This is a genomic window from Streptomyces sp. NPDC005728 (genome assembly GCF_040630895.1).
Lineage (GTDB): Bacteria > Actinomycetota > Actinomycetes > Streptomycetales > Streptomycetaceae > Streptomyces.
Map to the genome: position 1 here is coordinate 47051 of NZ_JBEXYL010000017.1, position 20874 is coordinate 67924.

A 20874-nucleotide genomic window follows, 5' to 3' on the forward strand; every position below is an offset into this window, starting at 1 on the left:
GCACGCCGTCGGGAAGAGGAGCAGCTCGTCGTGAGTGTCGTACCCGCGGAGGTGCTGCAGGACGGTGCCCGGGCCGTGCCGGAGAACGCCCCGCGCGCGGCCGAGCTGGGGCCGCCCGTGCGGCTGTGGCCGTCGCTGGTGGCCGTCTACCGGGCGCAGCTGTCCCGGGCCCGGGTGGCGCGCATCCCGCTGCTGTTCGTGGCGACCTTCCAGTCCATCGGCATCGCCGTGATGATGCGCGGAGTCGTCGACAGCGGCGGTGAGGCCCAGTCCGTGGTGGCGGGCTCTTCGGTGCTCGTGGTCGCGTACGTCGCGCTCAATCTGCTGTCGCAGTACTTCGGGCAGCTGCGGGCCAGCGGCGGACTCGACCACTACGCCACGCTGCCGGTGCCGCCGGCCGCGGTGGTGCTGGGCGCGGCGGGGGCGTACGCCTCCTTCACCGTCCCGGGGACGCTGGTGACCGCCGTCTTCGGGTGCGTGCTGTTCGGGCTGCCTCTGTCCAACCTGTGGATCCTGTTGGCCGTGATCCCGCTCGCAGGGGCCGCGCTCGCCGGGCTCGGCGCCGCCTGCGGACTGCTCGCGCCGCGGCCCGAGCTGGCCACGCTGCTCGGGCAGCTGGGCATGTCGGCGGCGCTGCTGCTCGGTGTGCTGCCGGCCGACCGGATGCCGGAGATCGTACGGCTGGCTCGGGATCTGCTGCCGTCGACCTACGGTGTGGAGGCGTACGCCCGGACCTTCGGGCCGCACCCCGACTGGGCCGCCGTCCTCGCTGACCTGGGGGTGTGCGCGGGCGTCGGAGTGGTCTCGCTGGCCGTGGCGACCTGGGCGTACCGCCGGGCCGCCGTCCGGTGACGCGGCGCACGGCGCGGCCTGGCACGATGTCAGGGTGACCGCACCGCTGACTCCGCCTCCGCCGCCGCACGACGACTCCCCGCACCACGTCTGGCAGGCGCCGCCGCCTGCCGAGGCACTGGTCGCGGGCCGGCACGAACAGGACGGCCCCGGGATGAAGACCGAATTGCGGGACGCCGCCGTGATCATGCTGGCGGTGGCGCTGGCCGGGGTGCTGTTCGGGCTGCTGTGGTGGTGGCTGGCGCCGCAGGTGCCCTTGGTGGGCGACCAGATCGACAAGAGCTGGGTCGTCTACATCAAGGACACCGAGGGGGAGCAGGCGGCCGGGGTGGACGGAACGTTCACGCTGATAGGCCTGGGGTTCGGGCTGGTCAGCGCGGTCGTCGTGTTCCTGCTGCGACGGCGTGGGGGCGTGCCGCTGGTCGTCGCACTCGGCCTCGGCGGACTGCTCGGGTCGCTGCTGGCGTGGCGGCTGGGGATGTGGTGGGGCCCCGAGTCCGATGTGGTCGCTCACGCGAAGGCGGTGGGGAAGGGGGTCACCTTCTCGGCGCCGTTGAAGTTGGGGGCGAAGGGCGTGCTGTTGGCGTGGCCGATCGCCGCGTTGCTGGTGCACCTCGGGCTCACCGCGCTGTTCGGGCCGAGGGATCCCGAGGTGCCGTAACCGGGGCCCGAGCGGTCAGCCCCGGCCGATCGGGGCCAGTACCGCATCCGTCAGCTTTGCCAGGTCCTCCGGAGCCAGTTCGACCTCCAGGCCCCTGCGGCCCGCGGAGATGCAGATCGTGGGGCGGTCCTGGGCCGAGTCGTCGAGAACGGTGGGCAGTTTCCTGCGCTGGCCGAGGGGGGAGATGCCGCCGCGGACGTAGCCGGTGGTGCGTTCCGCGAGGGTCGGGTCGGCCATGGTCGCCCGCTTGCCGCCCACCGCTGCGGCCAGGGCCTTCAGGTCCAGCGTGCCGGAGACCGGGACCACCGCCACCGTCAGGGTGCCGTCCACGTCGGCCACCAGGGTCTTGAAGACCCGGTCGGGGGAGACGCCCATCGCCTCCGCCGCCTCCTCGCCGTAGGAGGGGTGGGAGGGGTCGTGGTCGTACGAGTGGACGGTGAAGTCCACGCCCGCCGCCGTGAGGGCCACCGTCGCGGGCGTGCCGCCGGACTGCTGCTGTTGCTTCTTCGACTTCTTCGCCATCGGGGTGTCGGCCTCGGTTCGTTCAGTTCAGGCTGGTCGGCGTCCGCGTCAGCTCGAACGCGGGCAGCGACGGCAGGTTACGGATGATGGCCGTCTCCGCGCGAAGCAGTTTCAGCTCGTCCCGGAGCCGGGAGGCGGTGTCCGGTGCCTGGAGCAGCCGTTGCTTGGTCGGGGTGTCCAGGACCATCGCCGCGGCCACCAGGTAGGAGACCACCGAGGGTTCGTCCGGGAGGTCCGCGCCGGTCGAGAGCGAGCGTTCGCGGGCGCCCGCCAGACGCTTCTGGTACTGCCGGAAGGCGCGCAGGACGCCCTCGGCGAGCGCGCCCGCCTCGTCGCCGGGGTCCTCCGGCAGCTCCTCCAGCTCCGCTGTCAGGAACGGGCCCGACGCGTCCACGGACAGCAGCCGTACCCGGGTCGTCCCGGTCGCGAGCACCTCGAACGTGCCGTCGGCGCGCTCCCGGATGGTCGCCGCGTCCGCCACGCAGCCCACGCCGTGGAAGGACTCGAGGGGGGCCGGGCCGAAGCCGGCGGCCGGGCCCCGTTCGGGCTGTGCGGTCGGATCCGGCATGCCCGGCGCGCTCGGTGCCACCTCGTGGCCGTCGCGGATCGCCACGACGGCGAACCGGCGCGGCTCGTCCTCGGGGGTCTTCAGCAGCTCGCGCATCATGGCGCGATAACGCTCCTCGAAGATGTTCAGGGGCAGCACGAGCCCGGGGAACAGCGCCGAGTTCAGCGGAAAGAGGGGGAGGCGGGCGGTGGTCACGGCGCCCCAGCCTAATGGTCGACGGCGGGAACTTGTCCGCGGTGCTCGTTCCGTGGTCGCGGGGGTGCCGCCGTCAGCTCGGCCACGGCGGCGCGCGGAGCGACCGTCAGAAGTGCCTCACGCACCCGCAGGAAGTGGCCCAGGGGGTCGTCGGAGAACCGCTCCCAGGGGAAGGAGGTGGCGTACGGGCCGATCAGGCGCAGCTGGGTGCGGGCGTCCTCCCAGCGTTCCAGCCGGGCCAGGACGTAGACCAGCTTGTTGCGGACCTCGGCGGGCCAGGGTGCGACCGCCGGGAACCGGCCGGAGAGCGCGACCGCACGGTCGGCCGCCGCGTCCAGCCGTCCGCGCGGCACCTCGGGTCCGCAGCCGTCGGTCAGATAGGCGAGGGCCGCCCGGGCCGGCAGTGCCTGGACGAGCGAGTCGGCCGGGGCGTCCTGCGCGGCCAGGTCGGCGAAGTCGAAGCACTCGCGGTGCGAGCCGTGCCAGGCGGTGCCGAGATAGCGCAGGGCGGCCACATGGCAGCCGTAGTGGTGCGGGGCCCGGCGGACCGCGGCCTCCCACAGCTCCCCGAAGTAGCGGTGCCCGGCGAGGGAGCCGCGCGCGTGGTCGAGCGCGATCCGCCAGGGCACCGGGTCCCGGTCGTCGGCCCGGGCGGCGGCGGTGATCAGCGGGCTCACCTCGCGCAGCAGCTCGGCGCGGGCCGGCGAGGGCCAGGCGTGGTCCACGGCCAGCTGGGCCCCGACGAGAATCACGTCGGGGTCGTCCGGGGCGGCCGTGCGCCATTCCTCGAACCACTCGGGGCGTGAGCGGGCGAAGGCAGCGAGCCGCTTGGTGTACCGGTCGCGCTCCTCCCACTCGGTCGCCGCGCGGGTGGTGGCGAGCAGGGCGGCGGCGGAGTCGTACTCGCCCCGGCCGGCCGCGACCAGCACGGGGGAGAGGCGTTCGTCGGGCGCGTCGAGGACGGCCTCGTCGCCGGCCGGCAGTGGGTCGGCGGGGCGCGAGGCACGTCGTGTCATCCGTGTGGGGCGGAGAAACGCCGGCAGCAGAGCCATGGTGTCGACCATTGAAAGACCGCAGGTCGGGGGTGCGCCAGAGGATGCGGGCAAGTCATGGAAGGTTGTACGCCCGGAAGTCAAGGACAGGTAAAAGGTCATTGTTCAAGCGTTGTGGCGTACCTGTCAGCAAGCTGAGGCCTGTCGGTGACCTGAGTGGCCATGGGTACTCCTGAGTGGCCGTAGGGGCGGTGGTGAACCCGAGCGCCGGTGGCCGGACCGAGTCTCAGCCCCGACGGAGCAGCCGCGTCGCCCCCGCCGCCACCGTCGTCGCGAGGATCCAGCCCAGGATGACCATCGACGCCGCCAGCCACTGCCAGCCGCCGCGCAGCTGCCACTGGCCGGCCTGGCCCAGGTCGATCACCGGCAGCAGGAGGTCCAGGGTGAACAGCGCGGAACTCCAGGACGGGTGGCCGCCGGAGTTCATCGGCGGATGGTCGGCGTGCGAGAAGGCCAGCGTGCCCGCCGCCCACAGCACCGCCATCCAGACCGCGGCCCGGCCCGGCCGGTAGCCGTAGGCCACGGCCCAGTCCTGGACGTAGCCCCAGAACTTGCCGGCCAGCGGCAGCGTCTCGCGGCGCCGGCGCTGCTTGGCGAGCAGCACCTCGCGGGCGTCCTCGTCCTCCCCGGCCGCGCGCAGCACGGCGGCCAGCCGCTCGTACGGCTCCGGGTTGTACTCGGCGGTGGCCGCCGCCACCCAGTCCAGGCGCCGGGTCAGCGGGAACGGGCCCTGCGGTACGAGGCTCTCGTAGGCGAAGCCGCCCATGTGCAGGTTGCCCGGGCCCGGCCAGCTGCCCGCGCGGTCCACCAGGTTGACGATGCGCGCACCGGACAGCACCACCTTGCCGCGCTGCGGCGTGTCCCCGAGGAAGCGTAGTTCGGGCGTCTGCACCCGGCGCAGCGACAGCTCCTGGTCGTCGGTGAAGGAGAACCGGGCCCGCTCCAGGTCCACGGCGTCCCCGAACCGCCCGTCGTCCAGCCGCAGCCCGCCCAGGCACTCGAACCGCTGGATGCGCGTCCCGCGCGCGGGCGTCGTCCCGCTGAGCAGCGGGTTGCCCACGCCGGCCGGGGTCAGATACAGGGTGCGCCCCACCGTCAGCTGGGGGGCGTTCAGCGCGAGGCGCGCGTAAGGGTTGGCCAGTTTCGCTCCCCGCAGGCTGAGCGAGACCCCGACCTTGGCGCTGCGCAGGCTGAGTTCACCGTGCGATTCCAGCAGCTCGGCCTGGAGGTCCTGGCCCACGGTCATGCCGTCCGCGGCGATCGAGCGGCCGCTGCGGTCGCGGTAGACGATCGCCTGGTTGAGCAGCAGATCCGTGCCGATGTGCGCGTCGGTCAGCCGGACCCCGTTTTGGAAGCGGCAGCGCGGCAGATGCAGATCGCCCTCGGTGTGCACCCGGGCCGCCTCCAGGCGCGGCACCGCGCAGTCCACCAGACGCAGGGTCGTGAACCGGGCCTCGGGGAGGAGGATCTCGTTGTCGAAGCGGCAGCCGCGCATCTCCATGTACGGCGTGACCGTGCCGCCCGCCAGGTCCAGCGTGCCCGTGACCCGCACTCCGGCCAGCTTCAGCGAGGACACCCGGCCCGCGAGCGCGGGCGGCCCGTCCAGCAGCAGCCAGCAGATGATGCGCGCCCGCACGCTCCGCTCGGGCCCCCAGGGGTGCCCGCCGTGCGGATCGTCCACGACGGTGTCCCCGCTGCTCAGGTCGTACACGCTGCCGTTGCGGAAGGCCTGCCACATGCCGGCCTCGGTCGCGGTCAGATCGTCCGGCAGGTCCCCGGCGTTGATGGCGGCACCCTCGGTCACCGCTCTTCCTTCTTCCTCGACTGCTCAGAGCTTCTTCGGCTGCTCATGAGTCACGTATTTCGTACGTCCGTTCATGCCCGCTGAGTGACGCCCGGTACACAAGACGTGAAGGCGATCTTCCGGGTTCCGGCCAGGCTATGTACCGCCCGCTGTCCCGCGTTCTGTATCAGCCATTGATACGCGCGGACGGCCCCCGATCCCCGTCTGAGAGAATTGAGCCTGTGATCTCCCGAATCGATCTGCGCGGCGACGCCCTTCCCGAGGGCCCCGCCCTGCGCGACCTGCTGCCCCGAGCCGACTTCGACGTTCAGACCGCCCTGGAGAAGGTGCGTCCGATCTGCGAGGCCGTGCATCATCGAGGCGACGCGGCGCTGATCGACTTCGCCGAGAAGTTCGACGGAGTACGACTGGAATCCGTCCGTGTCCCGGCCCGGGCGCTCACCGAGGCGCTCGACGCCCTCGACCCGGCCGTGCGCGCGGCCCTGGAGGAGTCCATCCGCCGCGCCCGTCTGGTCCACCGCGAGCAGCGCCGTACGACGCACACCACCCAGGTCGTGCCCGGCGGATCCGTGACCGAGAAGTGGGTTCCGGTCGAGCGCGTGGGGCTCTACGCGCCCGGCGGCCGCTCGGTCTACCCGTCCTCCGTGATCATGAACGTGGTGCCCGCGCAGGAGGCCGGCGTCGAGTCGATCGCGCTCGCCTCCCCGGCCCAGGCCGAGTTCGGAGGCCTGCCGCACCCGACGATCCTCGCCGCGTGCGCCCTGCTCGGCGTGGACGAGGTCTACGCGGCCGGCGGCGCCACCGCCGTCGCGATGTTCGCGTACGGCACCGAGTCCTGCCCGCCCGCCAACATGGTCACCGGCCCCGGCAACATCTGGGTCGCCGCCGCCAAGCGCTACTTCACCGGGAAGATCGGCATCGACGCCGAGGCCGGCCCCACCGAGATCGCCGTCCTCGCGGACGACACCGCCGACCCGGTGCACGTGGCCTCCGATCTGATCAGCCAGGCCGAGCACGACCCGCTCGCGGCGGCCGTCCTGGTCACCGACTCCGTCGAGCTGGCCGACGCGGTGGAGAAGGAGCTGGAGCCGCAGGTCGCGGCCACCAAGCACATCGAGGACCGCATCCGTCCGGCCCTCGCGGGCAAGCAGTCCGCGATCGTGCTGGTCGACGGCGTCGAGGAGGGCCTCAGGGTGGTCGACGCGTACGGCGCCGAGCACCTGGAGATCCAGACCGCAGACGCCGCCGCGGTCGCCGACCGGGTCAGGAACGCCGGCGCGATCTTCATCGGTCCCTGGGCCCCCGTGTCGCTCGGCGACTACGCGGCCGGGTCCAACCACGTCCTGCCCACCGGCGGCTGCGCCTGCCACTCCTCGGGCCTGTCCGTCCAGTCCTTCCTGCGCGGCGTCCACATCGTGGACTACACGAAGGACGCGCTGGCCGACGTCGCCCACCATGTGGTGACCCTGGCGGAGGCGGAGGACCTGCCCGCGCACGGCGCGGCGATCAAGGCAAGGTTCGGTTGGAAGGTGCCTGAGAGCAAGTGAGCTTCGGAATCGACGATCTCCCCGTACGGGACGAGCTGCGCGGCAAGTCCCCCTACGGCGCGCCCCAACTGGACGTCCCCGTACGGCTGAACACGAACGAGAACCCGTACCCGCTGCCCGAGCCGCTGGTCGAGCGGATCGCGGAGCGGGTGCGCGAGGCCGCCCGCGACCTGAACCGCTACCCCGACCGGGACGCGGTCCAGCTGCGCACCGAGCTGGCCAAGTACCTGACGAGGACGGGCAAGTACCCGCTCGGCATCGAGAACGTCTGGGCGGCCAACGGCTCCAACGAGGTCATCCAGCAGCTGCTGCAGACCTTCGGCGGACCGGGCCGCACGGCCATCGGCTTCGAGCCGTCGTACTCGATGCACGCACTCATCGCGCGCGGTACGGGGACGGGCTGGATCTCGGGCCCCCGCACCGAGGACTTCGACATCGACCTCGCCGTGGCCGAGCAGGCCATCGCCGAGCACAAGCCCGACGTCGTCTTCATCACCACCCCCAACAACCCCACCGGCAACGCGGTTCCGCCCGAGACGGTCCTTGCGCTGTACGACGCGGCCCAGGCGGCCAAGCCGTCGATGGTGGTCGTGGACGAGGCCTACATCGAGTTCAGCCACGGCGACTCGCTGCTGCCGCTGTTGGAGGGCCGGCCGAACCTGGTCGTCTCCCGCACCATGTCGAAGGCGTTCGGCGCCGCCGGACTGCGCCTCGGCTACCTCGCCGCGCACCCCGCGGTCGTGGACGCCGTCCAGCTCGTGCGGCTGCCGTACCACCTGTCGGCGATCACCCAGGCGACCGCCCTGGCCGCCCTGGAGCACACCGACACGCTGCTGAAGTACGTCGAGCAGCTGAAGTCGCAGCGGGACCGGCTGGTCGCCGAACTGCGCGCGATCGGCTACGCCGTCATCGAGTCCGACGCCAACTTCGTGCAGTTCGGCCGGTTCGAGAGCGCCCACGAGGTCTGGCAGAAGATCCTCGACCGGGGCGTCCTGGTCCGGGACAACGGCGTACCGGGGTGGCTGCGGGTGTCCGCGGGGACCCCCGAGGAGAACGACGCGTTCCTCGACGCGGTACGGGAACTGAAGAAGGAGCTTGAGGCATGAACCGCGTTGGACGCGTGGAGCGGACCACCAAGGAGACGTCCGTCCTGGTCGAGATCGATCTCGACGGCACCGGCAAGACCGACATCGCCACCGGCGTCGGCTTCTACGACCACATGCTCGACCAGCTCGGCCGGCACGGCCTGTTCGACCTCACCGTGAAGACCGACGGCGACCTGCACATCGACTCCCACCACACCATCGAGGACACCGCCCTCGCGCTCGGCGCCGCCTTCAAGCAGGCCCTCGGCGACAAGGTGGGGATCTACCGCTTCGGGAACTGCACGGTCCCGCTGGACGAGTCCCTCGCCCAGGTGACCGTCGACCTCTCCGGCCGCCCGTACCTCGTGCACACCGAGCCCGAGAACATGGCGCCGATGATCGGCGAGTACGACACGACGATGACCCGGCACATCCTGGAGTCCTTCGTCGCCCAGGCGCAGGTCGCGCTGCACGTGCACGTCCCCTACGGGCGCAACGCGCACCACATCGTGGAGTGCCAGTTCAAGGCGCTCGCGCGGGCCCTGCGCTACGCCAGCGAGCGTGACCCGCGCGCGGCCGGCATCCTCCCGTCGACGAAGGGCGCGCTGTAAACCCATGACCGGTCTCTCGACCCTCCTGATCGTCGTCGGCCTCTTCCTGGTCGGCGGGATCGTCTCCTTCGTGAAGCAGAAGATGCCCGCGAGCCTGATCGTGCTGCTGTCCATCGGTGCGGCCCTGTGTCTGGTCGCGGGCGTCATGCGGCTGGAGGTGTGGAATTGAGCGCTCCCAAGCGAGTAGTCGTCTTTGATTACGGCTTCGGCAACGTCCGCTCCGCCGAACGTGCCCTCGCGCGCGTGGGGGCCGACGTCGAGATCACGCGCGACTTCGACAAGGCGATGAACGCCGACGGCCTGCTGGTGCCGGGCGTCGGCGCCTTCGCCGCCTGCATGCAGGGGCTGCTCGCGGCCCGCGGTGACTGGATCATCGACCGCCGGCTGTCCGGCGGGCGGCCGGTGATGGGCATCTGCGTCGGCATGCAGATCCTGTTCGCGCGCGGTATCGAGCACGGCGTGGAGACCGAGGGCCTCGACGAGTGGCCCGGCTCGGTCGAGCCGCTCCAGGCCGAGATCGTGCCCCACATGGGCTGGAACACCGTCGACGCCCCGGCCGACTCGGAGCTGTTCGCCGGCCTGGACGCGGACGCCCGGTTCTACTTCGTGCACTCCTACGCCGTCCGCGACTGGACCCTGGAGGTGCGCAACCCGGTCATGCACCCGCCCAGGGTGACGCGGTCGACGCACGGCAAGCCCTTCGTGGCGGCCGTGGAGAACGGCGCCCTGTGGGCCACCCAGTTCCACCCCGAGAAGTCCGGCGACGCCGGTGCCCAGCTCCTCACCAACTGGATCGGAACCCTGTAGACCATGGCCAAGCTCGAACTCCTCCCCGCCGTCGACGTCCGCGACGGCCAGGCCGTCCGCCTCGTGCACGGCGAGTCCGGGACCGAGACCTCCTACGGCTCGCCGCTGGAGGCCGCCCTCGCCTGGCAGCGCTCCGGCGCCGAGTGGCTGCACCTGGTCGACCTGGACGCCGCCTTCGGCACGGGTGACAACCGGCAGCTGATCGCCGAGGTCGCGGGGGCGATGGACATCAAGGTGGAGCTGTCCGGCGGCATCCGGGACGACGCCACCCTCGCCGCCGCCCTGGCCACCGGCTGCACCCGGGTGAACCTCGGCACCGCCGCCCTGGAGACCCCCGAGTGGGTCGCCAAGGTCATCGCCGAGCACGGCGACAGGATCGCGGTCGGCCTGGACGTGCGCGGCACGACCCTGCGCGGCCGCGGCTGGACCCGCGACGGCGGCGACCTCTACGAGACGCTGGAGCGCCTCGACCAGGAGGGCTGTGCCCGCTACGTCGTGACCGACATCGCCAAGGACGGCACCCTCCAGGGCCCGAACCTGGAGCTGCTGAGGAACGTCTGCGCCGCGACGGACCGGCCGGTCGTGGCCTCCGGCGGCGTGTCGTCGCTGGACGACCTCCGTGCGATCGCCGAGCTGGTACCCCTCGGTGTCGAGGGATCCATCGTCGGGAAGGCGCTGTACGCGAAGGCGTTCACCCTGGAAGAAGCCTTGGAGGCGGTAGCCCAGTGAGCGACGTACGACGCGTGACCACCGGTGCGCCCTGGGAGGAGCAGTTCGGCTACTCCCGCGCGGTGCAGCTGCCGGGCGGCCTGGTCATGGTCTCGGGCTGCACGTCCATCGTGGACGGTCAGATCGCCGGTGGCGGCCCGTACGAGCAGGCGGTCAACGCCTTCAACGTCGCGCTGGCCGCGCTGGACCAGCTGGGGCTCGGCCGGGACGATGTCGTGCGCACGCGCATGTACATCACGCACGCCCGGGACGTGGACGAGGTCGGGCGGGCTCACAAGGAGCTGTTCGACACCGTCCGGCCCGCCGCATCCATGATCATCGTCTCCGGTCTCGTGGACCCCAGTCTGGTCGTCGAGGTCGAGGTGGAGGCGTTCCGCTCCAGCGGAGAACACGGAGTGTCCGCATGACCTTGGCCGTACGAGTCATCCCCTGCCTGGACGTGGACAACGGCCGGGTCGTCAAGGGCGTCAACTTCCAGAACCTGCGCGACGCGGGCGACCCCGTCGAGATGGCCAAGGTGTACGACGCCGAGGGTGCCGACGAGCTGACGTTCCTGGACATCACCGCGTCCTCCGGCAACCGGGAGACGACGTACGACGTGGTGCGCCGCACCGCCGAGCAGGTGTTCATCCCGCTGACGGTCGGCGGTGGCGTCCGCACGGCCGAGGACGTGGACAAGCTGCTGCGGGCGGGCGCGGACAAGGTCGGCGTGAACACGGCGGCCATCGCCCGTCCGGACCTGATCCGTGAGATCGCGGAGCGCTTCGGCCGTCAGGTGCTGGTGCTGTCGGTGGACGCCCGCCGTACCGAGTCCGGCTCCTTCGAGGTCACCACCCACGGCGGCCGCAAGGGCACCGGCATCGACGCCGTCGAGTGGGCGCACCGGGCCGCGGAGCTGGGCGCGGGCGAGATCCTGCTCAACTCCATGGACGCGGACGGCACCAAGGACGGCTACGACCTGGAGATGATCGCGGCTGTCCGGGGGCACGTCTCGGTCCCGGTGATCGCCTCGGGCGGCGCGGGCAGGCTGGCGGACTTCCCTCCGGCCATCGCTGCCGGTGCGGACGCGGTCCTGGCCGCCTCCGTCTTCCACTTCGGCGACCTGCGCATCGGTCAGGTGAAGCAGACGCTGCGGGAGGCGGGCCACCCCGTTCGGTGAGGCCGCGGTGAGCTTTCGGCCCCGGTTGCCCTCGGGCGGCCGGGGCTTTCTCATGGCAAACAGGAAAGAGAAGTTGCGCAAAATATGTTGTGCAACTTTTCTTTTCTGTCTAGCGTTGGGTGCATGACAGACAAGGGGAGCCGTTCCATCACGGACGTGGGCACGCTCAAGGCGCTCGCCCACCCGCTGCGGATGAAGCTGTACCGAGCCCTGTGCGTGGCCGACATGGCGACCGCCTCGCACCTCGCCGACCAGGTCGACGAGGCCGTCTCACTGGTCAGTTACCACCTCCGCAAGCTCGCCGAGCGCGGTCTGATCGAGGAGGCCGAGCCGCAGAGCGCGGACGGCCGGGAGCGCTGGTGGCAGCCCTCCTCGGAGGGGGTGAGCATCCGCGGCACGGACTTCCGGGACGCCCCCGAGAAGGCGGCCGTGCACCTGGCGGCGACCCGGCTCTTCCACGACCAGCGCGCCGACCTGTACCGCCGCTACCTGGACGAGCGCGCCACCTGGAGCGCCGAGTGGAACGCCGCAGTACCCGACAGCGAGTCCCTGCTGCGCCTCACCGCGGCCGAACTGGCCGAGCTCCAGCAGGAGTTGCTTTCCCTGGTCAGGAAGTACGACGAGAGGGGCCGGTCCGCCGAAGCCGCCGGTGAGACCGAAGGGCGCGAGCACGTCGCGCTGCACGTGTCCGGATTCCCGTTCCGCGTCTGAGAGGGCCCCTCCCGTGACCGACACCCTGATACCCCCGGCCGCCGTCACCGCCGACCGCCCCGCCCACCGCGACCCCAACGTCCTGCGCTGGCTCGGTGCCTACACCTCCTCGATGCTGGGCGACAGCATCTACTACATCGCCCTGTCCTGGGCCGCCGTCCAGGCCGGGACCCCGGCACAGGCAGGCGTCGTGATGGCGGTCAGCGCGGTGCCGAGGGCCGTGCTGATGCTCGGCGGGGGAGTGCTCGCCGACCGGCTGGGCCCGCGCCGTGTCGTCATCGGCAGTGACGTCGTGCGCTGCGCGGCCGTCCTCGCGGTGGCCGCCCTGCTGTTCCTCGCCGGCCCCGGACTGTGGCTGCTCGCCCTGCTGGCCCTGCTCTTCGGCACCGTCGACGCCGTGTTCATGCCCGCCGTGGGCGCTCTCCCGGCGCGGATCACCGGCAAGGGGCAACTCGCCCGGTTGCAGGGCCTGCGCGGTCTCGCGATCCGTGTCGCGAGCGTCGTCGGGGCCCCGCTCGGCGGCCTCGGCGTGGCGGTCGGCGGCGCGGCGACCGCGTTCGCCCTCGCCGGTCTGCTCATCGCGGTCTCGGTGCCGCTGCTGGTCTCCGTACGGGTCCGGGACCTGCCGTCGGACGACAGGACCCGGACCCGGGAGGCGACCCCCTGGCGGGACCTGCGTGCCGGGCTGCGCTACGTCCGCGGCCACCGCGTCCTGGCCCCGCTGATGCTCGCCATCGCCCTCGGCGACTTCGGCTTCGTCGGGCCGCTCAACGTCGGCCTGACCCTGCTCGCCGACCAGCGCGGCTGGGGCGCCTCGGGGATGGGCTCGGTGCTCGCCGGGTTCGGCGTCGGCGCGGGCGCCGCCTCGCTGCTGCTGGCCGTCCGGGGCCGGCTGCCGCGCGCCGGGCTGGTCGCCGCGTACGCGATCCTCGCGGGCTGCGTCGCGATCGGCGCCCTCGCCTACGTCCCGAGTCTCGTCGCGGCCGTCGGGGTGGCCCTGCTCATCGGCCTTCTCGCGGGGCTCAGCGGCGCCCTGTGCGGCGCCCTGCTGCAGACTCAGGCCGACCCCGCCTACCTCGGCCGGGTCACCGCCGTCGCCAGCCTGGTCAGCCTCGGTCTCGCCCCGCTGAGCATGCCGTTCGCGGCCGCCGCGATCGGCGCCTTCGGCCTCGGCCCGGTGTTCGTCGCCAGTGCCGCCGTCTGCGGGCTCGGCGGGGTCGTCGCCCTGTGCGTCCCGGGGCTGCGCCGGGCCGAACTGCCCCGGTGATCCTCAGCCGTGGTGCGGCTTGGGCTGCGCCAGCTGGATCAGATTGCCGACCGTGTCGTCGAGCACGGCCGCGATCACCGGCCCCTGCTCCTGCGGCTCGTGCGTGAAACGCACACCGAGGCCCACCAGCCGCTTGTACTCCGCCTGGATGTCGTCCACCGAGAAGACGATGCACGGGATCCCCGCCTCGTACAGGGCCCGGCGGTACGGCTCCGCGATGGGGCTGTCGCCGGGCTCCAGCAGCAGCTGGAGATCCGGCTGGGCCCTGTCCGGCGCGCCGACCGTGACGAACAGCGTGCCGTCGCCCAGGTCCAGACGGGTCTGCGTCTCGAAGCCGAGGACGTCCGTGTAGAAGGCGTGCGCCCGCGCCACGTCGTCGACGTACACACCGGTCATCGCGACCTTGATCATGAGGTGCCTCTCAGATGCCCAGGCGCTTCGACTCGTGCAGCTTGGCGATCGCGTTCTCCTCGCCGTCCAGCTCGACCTTCGCCGTGCTCTGCCGGCCGAACACGAACATCAGCAGCTCCGACGGCTCGCCCGTCGCCGTCACCACGGGCGTGCCCCGGTGGGCGACGGCCGTCTGGCCGTCCGGGCGCCGCAGGACCAGACCCGTCGGCACACCCCGGCCCAGCAGACGGGCGGTGCGCTCCAGACGGGACCACAGGGACTCCTGGAAGACGGGGTCCAGCTCGCGCGGCGTCCAGTCCGGCTGGGCGCGGCGGACGTCCTCCGTGTGGACGTAGAACTCCACGATGTTGGCCGCCTCGTCGACCTGCTTGAGCTGGAAGGGCGAGAAACGCGGCGGGCCGGTACGGATCAGCTGGATCAGCTCCTCGTACGGCTTCGCGGCGTACTCGCCCATCACCTTCTCCAGCCGCGGCGCGAGCTGCTTGATCAGCGTGCCCCCGGCCGCGTCCGGCCGACGCTCCCGCACCACCACGTGCGCGGCGAGATCGCGCGTCTGCCAGCCCTCGCAGAGGGTCGGGGCGTCCGGACCGGTGGTTTCCAGGAGGTCGGCGAGCAGAAGCCGTTCACGCTGGGCGAAGGTCGACATGAATTCAGCCTACGACCACACTGTAGGTCCGCACAGTGGACACGGACCGTCACTGTCGGTGGGGCGCGGCACAATGGCACCCATGACCAGCACGCCCCCGCCCAGCGGCCTCGACCCCGAGATCGCCGCGCGCCTCAAGCGCAGCGCCGACGGCCTCCTGCCCGCCATCGCCCAGCAGTACGACACCGGTGAGGTGCTGATGCTCGGCTGGATGGACGACGAGGCGCTGCACCGCACGCTCACCACGGGCCGCTGCACCTACTGGTCGCGCAGCCGCCAGGAGTACTGGGTCAAGGGCGACACCTCGGGCCACTTCCAGTGGGTGAAGTCCGTCGCCCTGGACTGCGACGCCGACACCGTGCTGGTCCAGGTCGACCAGGTCGGCGCCGCCTGCCACACCGGCGACCGCACCTGCTTCGGGGCGGACGTGCTCCTCAAGGACGCAGATCTCCCCGAGGACGCCGATTCCGGCGTACCGGCCGCGGATCAGTAAGGTCAGCCGCCATGGACCTCGAGACCTTCCGCAAGCTCGCCACCGACCGGCGTGTCATCCCGGTCACGCGCAAGCTCCTCGTCGACGGCGACACCCCGGTCGCGCTCTACCGCAAGCTCGCCGCCGAACGCCCCGGCACCTTCCTGCTGGAGTCCGCGGAGAACGGCCGCTCCTGGTCCCGCTACTCCTTCGTGGGCGTGCGCTCCGCCGCGACCCTCACCGCCCGGGACGGCGAGGTCCACTGGCTCGGCAGCCCGCCCGTGGGCGTGCCCACGTCCGGCGACCCGCTCGCCGCCCTGCGCGCCACCCTCCAGGCCCTGCACACCCCGCACCAGGAGGGCCTGCCGCCCTTCACCGGCGGCATGGTCGGCTATCTCGGCTACGACATCGTCCGCCGCCTGGAGAAGATCGGCCCCGGCGAACGCGACGACCTGAAGCTGCCCGAGCTGACCATGCTCCTCACCAGCGACCTCGCCGTCATGGACCACTGGGAGGGCTCGGTCCTGCTGATCGCCAACGCGATCAACCACAACGACCTCGACACGGGCGTCGACGAGGCCCACGCGGACGCCGTGGCCCGCCTGGACGCCATGGAGGCGGATCTCTCCCGTCCGGTCGCCCAGCCCCCGGCCCACCTCCCGCCGTCCGAGCTGCCCGAGTACACCGCCCTGTGGGGCGGCCCCGACTTCCAGGCGGCCGTGGAGGACGTCAAGGAGCGCATCCGCGCGGGCGAGGCCTTCCAGGTGGTGCCCTCCCAGCGCTTCGAGACCCCGTGCACCGCGAGCGCGCTGGACGTCTACCGCGTCCTCAGGGCGACCAACCCGTCGCCGTACATGTACCTCTTCCGCTTCGACGGGTTCGATGTCGTCGGTTCTTCCCCCGAGGCGCTGGTCAAGGTCGAGGACGGGCGTGCGATGGTCCACCCCATCGCCGGCACCCGGCACCGCGGCGCCACCCCGCAGGAGGACCAGGCCCTCGCCGAGGAACTGCTCGCCGACCCCAAGGAGCGCGCCGAACACCTGATGCTGGTCGACCTCGGCCGCAACGACCTCGGCCGGGTCTGCGAACCCGGCTCGGTGGAGGTCGTGGACTTCATGTCCATCGAGCGCTACTCGCACGTCATGCACATCGTCTCGACCGTCACCGGCAGGGTCGCGGACGGCCGTACGGCCTTCGACGTGCTGACGGCGTGCTTCCCGGCGGGCACCCTCTCCGGCGCCCCCAAGCCCCGCGCCATGCAGATCATCGACGAACTCGAACCCTCCCGGCGCGGCCTGTACGGCGGCTGCGTCGGCTACCTCGACTTCGCCGGCGACTCCGACACGGCCATCGCCATCCGTACGGCCCTGCTCCGGGACGGCACGGCCTACGTGCAGGCCGGCGCGGGCATCGTCGCCGACTCCGACCCGGTCGCCGAGGACCAGGAGTGCCGTAACAAGGCGGCGGCGGTGCTGCGCGCGGTCCATACGGCGAACCGGCTGGGCAAGTAGGGCGCTTCTCATATGAACCCCGGGTGACGGTTCGCCCGGGGTTCAGGCGATAGTGGATACGTGACTGCCGTACCTCACCCCCGTTCCGATGCCGCCGCGCCCGCCCGGTCCGGCCGGCGGAGCCTCGCCGTGGCCCTGCTGTCCGGTGCGCTCGGCGCGGCCGTGACCCTGCTCGCGACCCGGCAGCGCTGGTCGGAGGGCACCGCCACGGTGGCTGGCGGAGCGTTCCCGCTGACCGCCAAGGGCAGCGACGTCACGGGCGTCCCCGCGGCCCTCGCCATAGTGGGCCTCGCCGCGCTCGTCGCCGTCTTCGCCGTCCGCAAGGCCGGCCGCCACGTCGTCGCGGCCCTGCTCGCGCTCTCCGGCGCGGGCATCACCGCCGCCGCCCTCGTGGAGGGCTCCGACAGCTCCGCGCTGGACGAGAAGGCCGCGCAGGCCACCGGCGACGCCTCGGCCACGGTCGCCTCTCTCAGCCACACCGGCTGGCCGTACGTAGCGGCCGTCGGCGGCGCCCTGATCCTGCTCGCCGGGCTGCTCGCCCTGCGCTACGGCCGCCTGTGGCCCGCCATGTCGGGCCGCTACGAGCGCGGGTCCGACCGCCCGCGGCGGTCGGCGCGTCCGGTGGACCCCGAGCGGCCCGAGGAGATCTGGAAGGCCCTGGACCGCGGCGAGGACCCGACCGGCGCCTGAGCCGGAGCCGTACGCGCCACCGGGCGGGCCGTCGCCGGATGTGGCGAACCAGACGTCACCCCCGCGTCCGGCACGGGTGCGCGTACGGGACAATGGACGACGAGCGTCCGGCTCGGACAGTGACGGGGCGGGCTCGGAACCGTACGCCACGTACGGCACGAACTACGACACGTACACAGCCACGTACACAGCAACGAGGAGCAAGTCATGGCGGGCAGCAGCCACGGTCACACCCCGGCCGCCTGGACCGGCGTCACCATCACCTTCATCGGTTTCTGCGTCGCGGGCGCCTTCATGGTGATGGCCCAGCCGGTCGGCTTCTGGGCCGGGATGGCGATCGTGGTCCTCGGAGGCGTCGTGGGCGCCGCCATGCGCGCCATGGGTCTCGGCATGCCCAAGCAGGCGCACGCCGTCGCGCACGTGGCCCCCGCCACGACCCGCGAGCCGGCCGGCGCCGACGCCTGAGCACCACCGCTTCCCGCGAGGGGCGGCCGGTACCCGAAGAGGGTGCGGGCCGCCCCTCGCGCGCGTGAGCGGGGCGTGCGGGGCAGAATGCCAGCGTGAACGCCGAGAGCCGAACCGCCCCGCGCACCGCACCGTCCCCCGCTCTGTGGGGCCGGCTCGCCGTCCCGGCCGGCCTGCTCGCGGCCGTCGCCGGCGCCTTCGCGTACGTCGGCACGGTCGACCCCAACGAGCCCGGCCACTACCCGGTGTGCCCCCTGTACCGCGTCACCGGCCTGTACTGCCCCGGCTGCGGCGGACTGCGCAGTGCGCACGCCTTCGTCCACGGCGACTTCCTCACCGCCCTGCACGACAACGCGGCGGGCGTGGCCGCCTACCTCGGCTTCGCCGTCCTGTGGACCGTCTGGGTGGTCCGCGCGGTGCGCGGCCGGCCGGTGCGGATCGAGCTCGGGCGGCTGCAGATGTGGAGCATCGGCGCGTTGCTGCTGGTCTTCAGCGTGGTCCGGAACCTGCCGGGCGGTGGTTGGCTCCATCCATGACCACTCACGGAATGTCCAGCTTGTGGGACCGGAATGGCTCGGATGCAGGGCCTTCGTGGACCTCCGGATACCATCGGTATGACCAAGGGTTTTCACAACCCGAAGGAACAACTGGAACAACCGTCTGAAAGGGGGCCGCTCGCGTGAGTGTGCTCGACGAGATCATCGACGGAGTCCGTGCCGACCTCGCGGAGCGGCAGGCACGCGTCAGCCTCGACGAGCTCAAGGAGCGTGCGGCGAAGGCCCCGGCCGCCAAGGACGGGGTGGCCGCACTCAAGGGCGACGGCGTCAAGGTGATCTGCGAGGTCAAACGCTCCAGCCCCTCCAAGGGCGCGCTGGCCGCGATCGCCGACCCGGCCGGGCTCGCGGCGGACTACGAGGCAGGCGGCGCTGCCGTCATCTCCGTCCTCACCGAACAGCGCCGCTTCGGCGGCTCCCTCGCCGACCTGGAGGCGGTCCGCGCGCGCGTGGACATCCCGGTCCTGCGCAAGGACTTCATCGTCACGTCGTACCAGCTGTGGGAGGCCCGGGCGTACGGCGCCGACCTCGCGCTGCTCATCGTCGCCGCCCTGGACCAGCCGGCCCTCGAGTCGCTGATCGAGCGCGCCGTCTCCATCGGACTCACCCCGCTCGTCGAGGTGCACGACGAGGACGAGGTCGAGCGGGCCGTGGCCGCGGGCGCCAAGATCATCGGCGTCAACGCACGCAACCTGAAGACGCTCGAGGTCGACCGCGGCACGTTCGAGCGGGTCGCCCCGGAGATCCCCGAGGGCATCGTCAAGATCGCCGAGTCCGGTGTGCGCGGACCGCACGACCTGATCGCGTACGCCAACGCCGGTGCGGACGCGGTCCTGGTGGGCGAGTCCCTGGTCACCGGCAAGGACCCGAAGACGGCGGTCTCCGACCTGGTCGCGGCGGGCGAGCACCCCGCGCTGCGGCACGGCCGGGGCTGATCCCCCGATAGGGTTGCTCCGATGACCCCGACGATCCCCGTGACGACCACGGACCGGTACGCGCGCCTCGCGCGCGGTTGCCGGCCCCGTGGCTGCCGCGCGCCCGCCCGCAGGGTGCACGGCCGCAGGGTCCGGTACGTCATCGGCGACGAACCGGGGCAGGTGAACGGCATGCGATGGCAGCAGCCGACCTTCAGGGGCGCGGGGCAGAATCAGATTCTGCGGCTCCGCCGCGTGGGCGCGACCAGCCACATCTGGCCCGCAGCCGACTGACCATCCCCGCTCCCACGGCGATCAGTGCTGTTCACACACCACTCACCGTGAGGTTTCTGCATGCCCAGCCAGTTCTTCATCCCTGACCCCGCCGGTCAGGTGCCCAGCGTCGAGGGCTATTTCGGCGAGTTCGGCGGCAAGTTCATCCCGGAGGCCCTCGTCGCCGCCGTGGACGAGGTCGCCGTCGAGTACGACAAGGCCAAGGCCGACCCGGAGTTCGCCCGCGAACTCGACGACCTGATGGTCAACTACACCGGCCGGCCCAGCGCACTGACCGAGGTGCCGAGGTTCGCCGAACACGCCGGTGGTGCCCGGGTCTTCCTCAAGCGGGAGGACCTGAACCACACCGGATCGCACAAGATCAACAACGTTCTCGGGCAGGCGCTGCTCACCAAGCGCATGGGCAAGACCCGCGTCATCGCGGAGACCGGCGCCGGCCAGCACGGCGTCGCGACGGCCACTGCCTGCGCCCTCTTCGGCCTCGACTGCACCATCTACATGGGCGAGATCGACACCGAGCGCCAGGCCCTCAACGTGGCCCGCATGCGCATGCTCGGCGCCGAGGTCGTCGCCGTGAAGTCCGGCAGCCGCACGCTGAAGGACGCCATCAACGAGGCGTTCCGGGACTGGGTCGCCAACGTCGACCGCACCCACTACCTGTTCGGCACGGTCGCGGGCCCGCACCCGTTCCCGGCCATGGTCCGCGACTTCCACCGGGTGATCGGCGTCGAGGCCCGCCGCCAGCTCCTGGAGCGCGCCGGGCGCCTGCCCGATGCGGCGGTCGCCTGCGTCGGCGGCGGCTCCAACGCCATCGGCCTCTTCCACGCCTTCATCCCGGACGCGTCCGTCCGCCTGATCGGCTGCGAGCCGGCCGGGCACGGCCTGGAGACCGGCGAGCACGCGGCCACCCTGTCCGCGGGCGAGCCCGGCATCCTGCACGGCTCGCGGTCCTACGTCCTGCAGGACGACGAAGGCCAGATCACCGAGCCGTACTCGATCTCGGCCGGTCTGGACTACCCGGGCATCGGGCCCGAGCACTCCTACCTGAAGGACACCGGCCGCGGCGAGTACCGCGCGGTCACGGACGACGCCGCCATGCAGGCCCTGCGCCTGCTGTCGCGGACCGAGGGCATCATCCCGGCCATCGAGAGCGCCCACGCCCTCGCCGGCGCCCTGGAGGTCGGCAAGGAGCTGGGCAAGGACGGGCTGATCCTGGTCAACCTGTCCGGCCGTGGCGACAAGGACATGGACACCGCGGCACGGTACTTCGGCCTCTACGACACCGACGCCGAGGTCGCCGCCAACGAAGCCGACACCGCCGAGATCGAGGGGGACGCCAAGTGAGCG

General features: G+C 72.0%; 26 protein-coding genes. 20 read left to right on the forward strand and 6 right to left on the reverse strand.

Features of this window, described 5'->3' with window-relative positions:
* Positions 1-30: 30 nt before the first annotated feature.
* Together ABZ471_RS14505 and ABZ471_RS14510 are read left to right on the forward strand one after the other, a co-directional pair.
* On the forward strand, positions 31-852 hold the full coding sequence (locus ABZ471_RS14505) for an ABC transporter permease (protein WP_359066172.1): 822 nt from the start codon (positions 31-33) through the stop codon (positions 850-852).
* 34 nt (positions 853-886) lie between these two features.
* A complete protein-coding gene (locus ABZ471_RS14510; protein ID WP_359066174.1) occupies positions 887-1513 on the forward strand; it encodes an AAA family ATPase in 627 nt (208 codons plus the stop codon).
* Positions 1514-1528: 15 nt separating this feature from the next.
* Here ABZ471_RS14510 and ybaK read toward each other — a convergent pair whose 3' ends face one another.
* The 4 genes from ybaK to ABZ471_RS14530 form a co-directional block, all read right to left on the reverse strand.
* The gene (gene ybaK, locus ABZ471_RS14515; RefSeq protein ID WP_359066176.1) at positions 1529-2035 is read right to left on the reverse strand and encodes a Cys-tRNA(Pro) deacylase; all 507 of its coding nucleotides are present in this window, start codon (positions 2033-2035) and stop codon (positions 1529-1531) included.
* Positions 2036-2057: 22 nt separating this feature from the next.
* On the reverse strand, positions 2058-2798 hold the full coding sequence (locus tag ABZ471_RS14520) for an LON peptidase substrate-binding domain-containing protein (protein WP_359066178.1): 741 nt from the start codon (positions 2796-2798) through the stop codon (positions 2058-2060).
* Between the two features lie 11 nt (positions 2799-2809).
* Entirely contained in the window at positions 2810-3862 is a 1053-nt protein-coding gene (locus ABZ471_RS14525; protein ID WP_359066180.1) for a hypothetical protein, read from the reverse strand.
* 214 nt (positions 3863-4076) lie between these two features.
* Positions 4077-5654, reverse strand: a complete 1578-nt coding sequence (locus ABZ471_RS14530) for an oxidoreductase (protein WP_359066182.1) — start codon at positions 5652-5654, stop codon at positions 4077-4079.
* Between the two features lie 221 nt (positions 5655-5875).
* Here ABZ471_RS14530 and hisD point away from each other — a divergent pair, with 221 nt between their 5' ends.
* The 10 genes from hisD to ABZ471_RS14580 all read left to right on the forward strand — a co-directional run bounded on the left by hisD (position 5876) and on the right by ABZ471_RS14580 (position 13570).
* Positions 5876-7201 carry a histidinol dehydrogenase gene (gene hisD, locus ABZ471_RS14535; protein ID WP_359066184.1) on the forward strand — a complete coding sequence of 442 codons (1326 nt, stop codon included), beginning with the start codon at positions 5876-5878 and terminating at the stop codon, positions 7199-7201.
* Positions 7198-8307: a histidinol-phosphate transaminase gene (locus tag ABZ471_RS14540; RefSeq protein WP_359066186.1), complete on the forward strand. Its 1110-nt coding sequence runs from the start codon at positions 7198-7200 to the stop codon at positions 8305-8307. Before hisD ends, ABZ471_RS14540 begins: the two co-directional genes overlap by 4 nt.
* Positions 8304-8897: an imidazoleglycerol-phosphate dehydratase HisB gene (gene hisB, locus ABZ471_RS14545; RefSeq protein WP_359066188.1), complete on the forward strand. Its 594-nt coding sequence runs from the start codon at positions 8304-8306 to the stop codon at positions 8895-8897. The genes ABZ471_RS14540 and hisB overlap by 4 nt, the downstream gene beginning before the upstream one ends.
* A 4-nt stretch (positions 8898-8901) precedes the next feature.
* Complete coding sequence (locus ABZ471_RS14550) at positions 8902-9066, forward strand: hypothetical protein (RefSeq protein WP_359066190.1); 165 nt, start codon at positions 8902-8904, stop codon at positions 9064-9066.
* Positions 9063-9704 carry an imidazole glycerol phosphate synthase subunit HisH gene (hisH, locus tag ABZ471_RS14555; protein WP_359066192.1) on the forward strand — a complete coding sequence of 214 codons (642 nt, stop codon included), beginning with the start codon at positions 9063-9065 and terminating at the stop codon, positions 9702-9704. Before ABZ471_RS14550 ends, hisH begins: the two co-directional genes overlap by 4 nt.
* Before the next feature lie 3 nt (positions 9705-9707).
* The gene (priA, locus tag ABZ471_RS14560) at positions 9708-10433 is read left to right on the forward strand and encodes a bifunctional 1-(5-phosphoribosyl)-5-((5-phosphoribosylamino)methylideneamino)imidazole-4-carboxamide isomerase/phosphoribosylanthranilate isomerase PriA (RefSeq protein WP_359066194.1); all 726 of its coding nucleotides are present in this window, start codon (positions 9708-9710) and stop codon (positions 10431-10433) included.
* Complete coding sequence (locus ABZ471_RS14565; protein WP_359066196.1) at positions 10430-10840, forward strand: RidA family protein; 411 nt, start codon at positions 10430-10432, stop codon at positions 10838-10840. Before priA ends, ABZ471_RS14565 begins: the two co-directional genes overlap by 4 nt.
* Complete coding sequence (gene hisF, locus ABZ471_RS14570; protein ID WP_359066198.1) at positions 10837-11592, forward strand: imidazole glycerol phosphate synthase subunit HisF; 756 nt, start codon at positions 10837-10839, stop codon at positions 11590-11592. The genes ABZ471_RS14565 and hisF overlap by 4 nt, the downstream gene beginning before the upstream one ends.
* Before the next feature lie 123 nt (positions 11593-11715).
* Positions 11716-12303 (forward strand): helix-turn-helix domain-containing protein, encoded by a 588-nt coding sequence (locus ABZ471_RS14575; RefSeq protein WP_359066200.1) that lies wholly within the window; start codon positions 11716-11718, stop codon positions 12301-12303.
* A gap of 13 nt (positions 12304-12316) precedes the next feature.
* Complete coding sequence (locus ABZ471_RS14580; protein ID WP_359066202.1) at positions 12317-13570, forward strand: MFS transporter; 1254 nt, start codon at positions 12317-12319, stop codon at positions 13568-13570.
* Between the two features lie 3 nt (positions 13571-13573).
* Here the strand turns inward: ABZ471_RS14580 and ABZ471_RS14585 are convergent, their stop codons facing one another.
* Both ABZ471_RS14585 and ABZ471_RS14590 read right to left on the reverse strand, forming a co-directional pair.
* The gene (locus tag ABZ471_RS14585) at positions 13574-13981 is read right to left on the reverse strand and encodes a VOC family protein (protein WP_359066204.1); all 408 of its coding nucleotides are present in this window, start codon (positions 13979-13981) and stop codon (positions 13574-13576) included.
* Positions 13982-13991: 10 nt separating this feature from the next.
* Positions 13992-14627 carry a TIGR03085 family metal-binding protein gene (locus ABZ471_RS14590; protein WP_359066206.1) on the reverse strand — a complete coding sequence of 212 codons (636 nt, stop codon included), beginning with the start codon at positions 14625-14627 and terminating at the stop codon, positions 13992-13994.
* 82 nt (positions 14628-14709) lie between these two features.
* Here ABZ471_RS14590 and hisI point away from each other — a divergent pair, with 82 nt between their 5' ends.
* The 8 genes from hisI (at position 14710) to trpB (ending at position 20871) form a co-directional block, all read left to right on the forward strand.
* Positions 14710-15120 (forward strand): phosphoribosyl-AMP cyclohydrolase, encoded by a 411-nt coding sequence (gene hisI / locus ABZ471_RS14595; protein ID WP_359066208.1) that lies wholly within the window; start codon positions 14710-14712, stop codon positions 15118-15120.
* Positions 15121-15131: 11 nt separating this feature from the next.
* Positions 15132-16610: an anthranilate synthase component I gene (locus ABZ471_RS14600; RefSeq protein ID WP_359066210.1), complete on the forward strand. Its 1479-nt coding sequence runs from the start codon at positions 15132-15134 to the stop codon at positions 16608-16610.
* A gap of 60 nt (positions 16611-16670) precedes the next feature.
* Entirely contained in the window at positions 16671-17300 is a 630-nt protein-coding gene (locus tag ABZ471_RS14605; RefSeq protein ID WP_359066212.1) for a TIGR02234 family membrane protein, read from the forward strand.
* Between the two features lie 207 nt (positions 17301-17507).
* The gene (locus tag ABZ471_RS14610; protein WP_359066214.1) at positions 17508-17765 is read left to right on the forward strand and encodes an HGxxPAAW family protein; all 258 of its coding nucleotides are present in this window, start codon (positions 17508-17510) and stop codon (positions 17763-17765) included.
* A gap of 95 nt (positions 17766-17860) precedes the next feature.
* On the forward strand, positions 17861-18301 hold the full coding sequence (locus ABZ471_RS14615; RefSeq protein WP_359066216.1) for a DUF2752 domain-containing protein: 441 nt from the start codon (positions 17861-17863) through the stop codon (positions 18299-18301).
* A 143-nt stretch (positions 18302-18444) separates the two neighbouring features.
* Positions 18445-19254 carry an indole-3-glycerol phosphate synthase TrpC gene (gene trpC / locus ABZ471_RS14620; protein ID WP_359066218.1) on the forward strand — a complete coding sequence of 270 codons (810 nt, stop codon included), beginning with the start codon at positions 18445-18447 and terminating at the stop codon, positions 19252-19254.
* Positions 19255-19275: 21 nt separating this feature from the next.
* On the forward strand, positions 19276-19527 hold the full coding sequence (locus ABZ471_RS14625; RefSeq protein ID WP_359066220.1) for a tryptophan synthase subunit(beta): 252 nt from the start codon (positions 19276-19278) through the stop codon (positions 19525-19527).
* A 60-nt stretch (positions 19528-19587) separates the two neighbouring features.
* A complete protein-coding gene (trpB, locus tag ABZ471_RS14630; protein WP_359066222.1) occupies positions 19588-20871 on the forward strand; it encodes a tryptophan synthase subunit beta in 1284 nt (427 codons plus the stop codon).
* The last annotated feature ends 3 nt before the right edge of the window (positions 20872-20874 follow it).